At 35.2% G+C, this 3,923-nt stretch carries 5 protein-coding genes; 3 read left to right on the forward strand and 2 right to left on the reverse strand.

Annotated elements, in window-relative coordinates:
• Together WBN20_RS10980 and WBN20_RS10985 are read left to right on the forward strand one after the other, a co-directional pair.
• The coding region (locus tag WBN20_RS10980) for a zinc ribbon domain-containing protein (RefSeq protein WP_424281702.1) at positions 1 to 376 on the forward strand (376 nt) is incomplete at its 5' end.
• A 70-nt stretch (positions 377 to 446) separates the two neighbouring features.
• Complete coding sequence (locus tag WBN20_RS10985) at positions 447 to 860, forward strand: DUF4174 domain-containing protein (RefSeq protein ID WP_424272856.1); 414 nt, start codon at positions 447 to 449, stop codon at positions 858 to 860.
• 13 nt (positions 861 to 873) lie between these two features.
• Here WBN20_RS10985 and WBN20_RS10990 read toward each other — a convergent pair whose 3' ends face one another.
• Both WBN20_RS10990 and WBN20_RS10995 read right to left on the reverse strand, forming a co-directional pair.
• Positions 874 to 2,223: an FAD-dependent oxidoreductase gene (locus WBN20_RS10990; protein ID WP_424281703.1), complete on the reverse strand. Its 1,350-nt coding sequence runs from the start codon at positions 2,221 to 2,223 to the stop codon at positions 874 to 876.
• Between the two features lie 318 nt (positions 2,224 to 2,541).
• On the reverse strand, positions 2,542 to 3,090 hold the full coding sequence (locus WBN20_RS10995) for a ClpP family protease (RefSeq protein WP_424281704.1): 549 nt from the start codon (positions 3,088 to 3,090) through the stop codon (positions 2,542 to 2,544).
• 119 nt (positions 3,091 to 3,209) lie between these two features.
• Here WBN20_RS10995 and WBN20_RS11000 point away from each other — a divergent pair, with 119 nt between their 5' ends.
• Positions 3,210 to 3,890, forward strand: coding sequence for a hypothetical protein (locus tag WBN20_RS11000; RefSeq protein WP_424281705.1), 681 nt, complete (start codon positions 3,210 to 3,212; stop codon positions 3,888 to 3,890).
• Positions 3,891 to 3,923: the final 33 nt, after the last annotated feature.

Raw genomic sequence — 3,923 nt, forward strand, 5'->3', positions numbered from 1 at the left:
GACTAAAGAAAGGCTTTCAGAGCGTGATTCCCACTTAAAACACAAGAAAAGTGAATTAGACGCAATTCTTGCAGAAACTGAAAAAGAAGAAAAAGCGCTTTTGGCTAAATCTGAAAAATTTGAAAAACAAATTGAAGACAGATTAGTACAGGCTTATAAACGAATCCGAAATAACGTTAAAAACGGTCTAGCCGTTGTGCCAGTTGAAAGAGGCGCCTCAGGCGGATCTTTCTTTACTATACCGCCTCAGGTACAGGTAGAAATTGCTTCTAGAAAAAAAATTATCACCGATGAGCATAGCGGTAGAATTCTAGTGGATCCGGTTTTAGCTGAAGAAGAACAGCAGAAGATGCACAAAATGTTTTCAAAGATTTAATAGAATTTAAATATTTAATTAAAACCACCGGTAATTAGGTGGTTTTTTTATTTTAGTCCAATATATGGATATGTTTAATCTAAAATGTATTGCACTTTTAGTTTTAATGCTACAACTAACGACAATGTCTGCACAGGAGTTGACCGAATTCAAGTGGAAAAAACGCATTCTTCTTTTATTGGATACGAAGAATGATCTTCATACCAGAAACTTGCAGCTGAACAAGTTTGATGGACGTTATAACGAAATGACAGAAAGAGATTTAGTTCTTCTTGTTTACAACGGAATGGAAGTTTTAGATAAGGATGGAATGATAACCAATATAAATCCCGAAAATGTTACTTATGGTGACTTTCAGGGTATACTTTTAATTGGAAAAGATGGTGATGTGAAACTCCGGAAAAAGTACATTGTGGAAGCAAATGAGATTTTTGATCTAATTGACCAAATGCCAATGCGCAGGTCAGAAATGAAAAATAGATAAGTATATGGGAAATTTAATTTTTATCAAGTAACTCTAACATTTTCTCTTCTACTTCCAGGCTATCCCATTTTGCCTCAATATTTTGTATTCGCATAATCTGTTGCATAATTTTTTCCTGCTCATCACCTATGGCCAATGCGTCTGCATAAGGCTGATCAGAGAATGTAACTCTAGAATAAACCGGAATCCATTTGCCCGGATTATTTTTGGCAAAATGTTTTTCAATTTTCTTTTGTAGCAAAAAACAGGGGTCGGCTGTTTTGCTACTCATTTCAACAAAGTTTCTGTAGCTCAATTCGGCTATCGCATCTGCATTGGGTTTTCTTTCCTTCTGATATTCCTCAAAAATATGCTCCCAATCATCGCCATATTTGGAAATTAATTCATTTAATATATAAATATCTTCAAAGCCAGCATTCATTCCTTGACCGTAAAAGGGTACTATGGCATGGGCAGAATCACCAACAAGCGCTACTTTATCCCAATAAGTCCAGGGGTAGCACTTCATCGTAACCATTGCACTGGTTGGGTTTTTGAAAAAGTCTTCGGTAAGACTGTCCATTTCATTTATTACATCAGGAAAATATGTTTTGAAAAATGCCTTTGCCTGACTTTTGGTTTTTATACTCTCAAAAGAAATGTCTCCTTCAAATGGCAAAAATAAGGTGGAGGTAAAACTCCCATCCAGATTTGGCATGGCGATAAACATAAAATTACCTCTGGGCCAAATATGAAAGGAGTTTTTTTCTAGTTTATGTGTCCCGTCATCATTAGCCGGAATTGTCAGTTCCTTATATCCGATATCAATAAAATTTTGTGAATAATCAAATCGGCTTCTGCGCTGCATTTTATGACGAATTCTCGAAAACGCACCATCACAACCGAACACCAGATCATAATCATAAGCTTTCCATTCACCCTTTTCTGTTTCTCCGGTATACAATATTGCATCGGGCAAATCAATATCCCACACTCTTTCATTAAATCTGAAATTGACACCTGTATTTTCTGCAAGGTCAATCATCTTTCTATTCAACAATCCTCTGGAGATAGACCAGATTGCTTCCCCCTCCTTTCCGTAGTTCTGATAATAAATAGGTTTACCATCTACATGCATTGCTCGTTTAAATAGAGGTATTGCTATCTTCTTTATCTCTTTTTCAATGCCGACCTTGTGTAATGTTTTCCAACCTCTATCACTAAGTGCAAGGTTTATAGAACGTCCTGAAAATTCAATCGTCCTGATATCAGGACGTCGGTCAAACACTGTAACCTCATGCCCTGATCTTTTTAGATAGATCGCCAATAAAGATCCTATTAATCCGGATCCCACTACAGCGATGTCTTTTGGAGTTTGCGTCATAATATAAGCCAGGAGAATAGCTAAGATTGGAAGTAAATGTACAAAATTATGTTTCCTTATACTTATCCTGCCCTAAAGCCTTGGTAAATCATAATGGTTTCAGTAGTAGTTTTTTATTTTTCCAGGAAAAAACCCTTTTAACCTGCACCATATTTTCAATAGTATATAAATAATTTTTTTATCGAATAAAAATCTGATTGGCCAGTATTTTCGTATATACTTAAAGTAGTTAATTTCCCGCCAAGGCGTCCATATATATATTTACAAAGACCTTCATATTATTATACGAAGGTCTTTTTTTATTAAATAAAATATGTTCTATTTTAAAATTCCATCTACTATTCCGTATGCTATCGATTCTTCGGCATCCATCCAATAATCACGGTTAAAGTCTTTCAAGATTTTTTCATAAGACTGTCCGCAGTTTTCAGCTAATATTTTAGCACCAATCTCTTTTGTCTTTATTATTTCTTTAGCCTGAATTTCAATATTCGATGCCTGACCTCTTGCTCCTCCACTGGGCTGATGGATCATCACCCGTGCATGAGGTTGAATAAAACGTCGCCCTTTCTTACCAACAGAGAGGAGAATAGAACCCATTGAAGCTGCTAAGCCACTGCAAACAGTGGATACCGGACTCTTTAGTGATTTTAGTGTATCATAAATTGCAAAACCCGAAGTTACATAACCCCCAGGACTATTTATAATTAATTGTATTTCCTTATTGTTCTGCATATCAAGAAATAATAAACGATCAATAACATGTTTGGCAGAATCATCATCAACCATCCCCCAAAGAAATACTTTTCTATCTTCTAATAATCTTTCATCAATGGCTTCTTGTACTTTTCCCTTTTTTTTACTCATTTTTTACTTTTTGTTAAAAACCAAAATTAATCATTTTATTGGGATTTCTAACCCAAATAAAGTCATGGATTGTTATCAATAAAGAATTGAAAAGCTGTTATATTTGAAAAAACATTATTATGAAAATTTTAAACTTGCTTACCATACTTTCTTTGGTGTTTATATTTAGCTGTAAAACCGAACAGAAAAAAGATGCGGATTCAGAAAAAATTGAGCAAACCGTTCCGGAAAAAATAGCCTATGCACATGGTCTGAAGGAATGGAAAAATGTAGAAGAACTAAGGTTTACTTTTAATGTTGACCGGGACACTACTCATTTTGAAAGGGATTGGATATGGAATATTAAGAAAAATGAGGTGACCGGAATATCAGAGGGAGAATCGACCACATATACTCGCAATAAGATAGACAGCACTGTAGCGAAAGTTGATGCTGGTTTTATAAATGACAAATATTGGTTTTTAGCACCTTTTAACCTGGTCTGGGATAAAGGTAGCTATAGCTATGAAGTTACAGAATCCGAAGAGGCACCAATAGGCAAAACACCTATGCAAAAACTGACCATTGTTTATACAAGTGAAGGCGGCTATACCCCTGGAGATGCCTATGATTTTTATTATGGGGATGATTATGTAATAAAAGAATGGGTATTTCGCAAAGGAAATCAGGAAGAAGCCTCACTTGTAACCACCTGGGAAGAATATTCAGACATTAATGGCCTGATTATTTCCAGGACACATAAAAATGCCGAAGGGAATTTTAAATTGTATTTCCTTATTGTTCTGCATATCAAGAAATAATAAACGATCAATAACATGTTTGGCAGAATCATC

This window comes from Eudoraea sp. (genome assembly GCF_049665975.1).
Classification (GTDB): domain Bacteria; phylum Bacteroidota; class Bacteroidia; order Flavobacteriales; family Flavobacteriaceae; genus Eudoraea.

Bases quoted from the DNA above. Each gene is read 5' to 3' on its own strand.
- WBN20_RS10985 (WP_424272856.1), top strand. From the start codon at position 447: ATGTTTAATCTAAAATGTATTGCACTTTTAGTTTTAATGCTACAACTA.
- WBN20_RS10990 (WP_424281703.1), bottom strand. From the start codon at position 2,223: ATGACGCAAACTCCAAAAGACATCGCTGTAGTGGGATCCGGATTAATA.
- WBN20_RS10995 (WP_424281704.1), bottom strand. From the start codon at position 3,090: ATGAGTAAAAAAAAGGGAAAAGTACAAGAAGCCATTGATGAAAGATTA.
- WBN20_RS11000 (WP_424281705.1), top strand. From the start codon at position 3,210: ATGAAAATTTTAAACTTGCTTACCATACTTTCTTTGGTGTTTATATTT.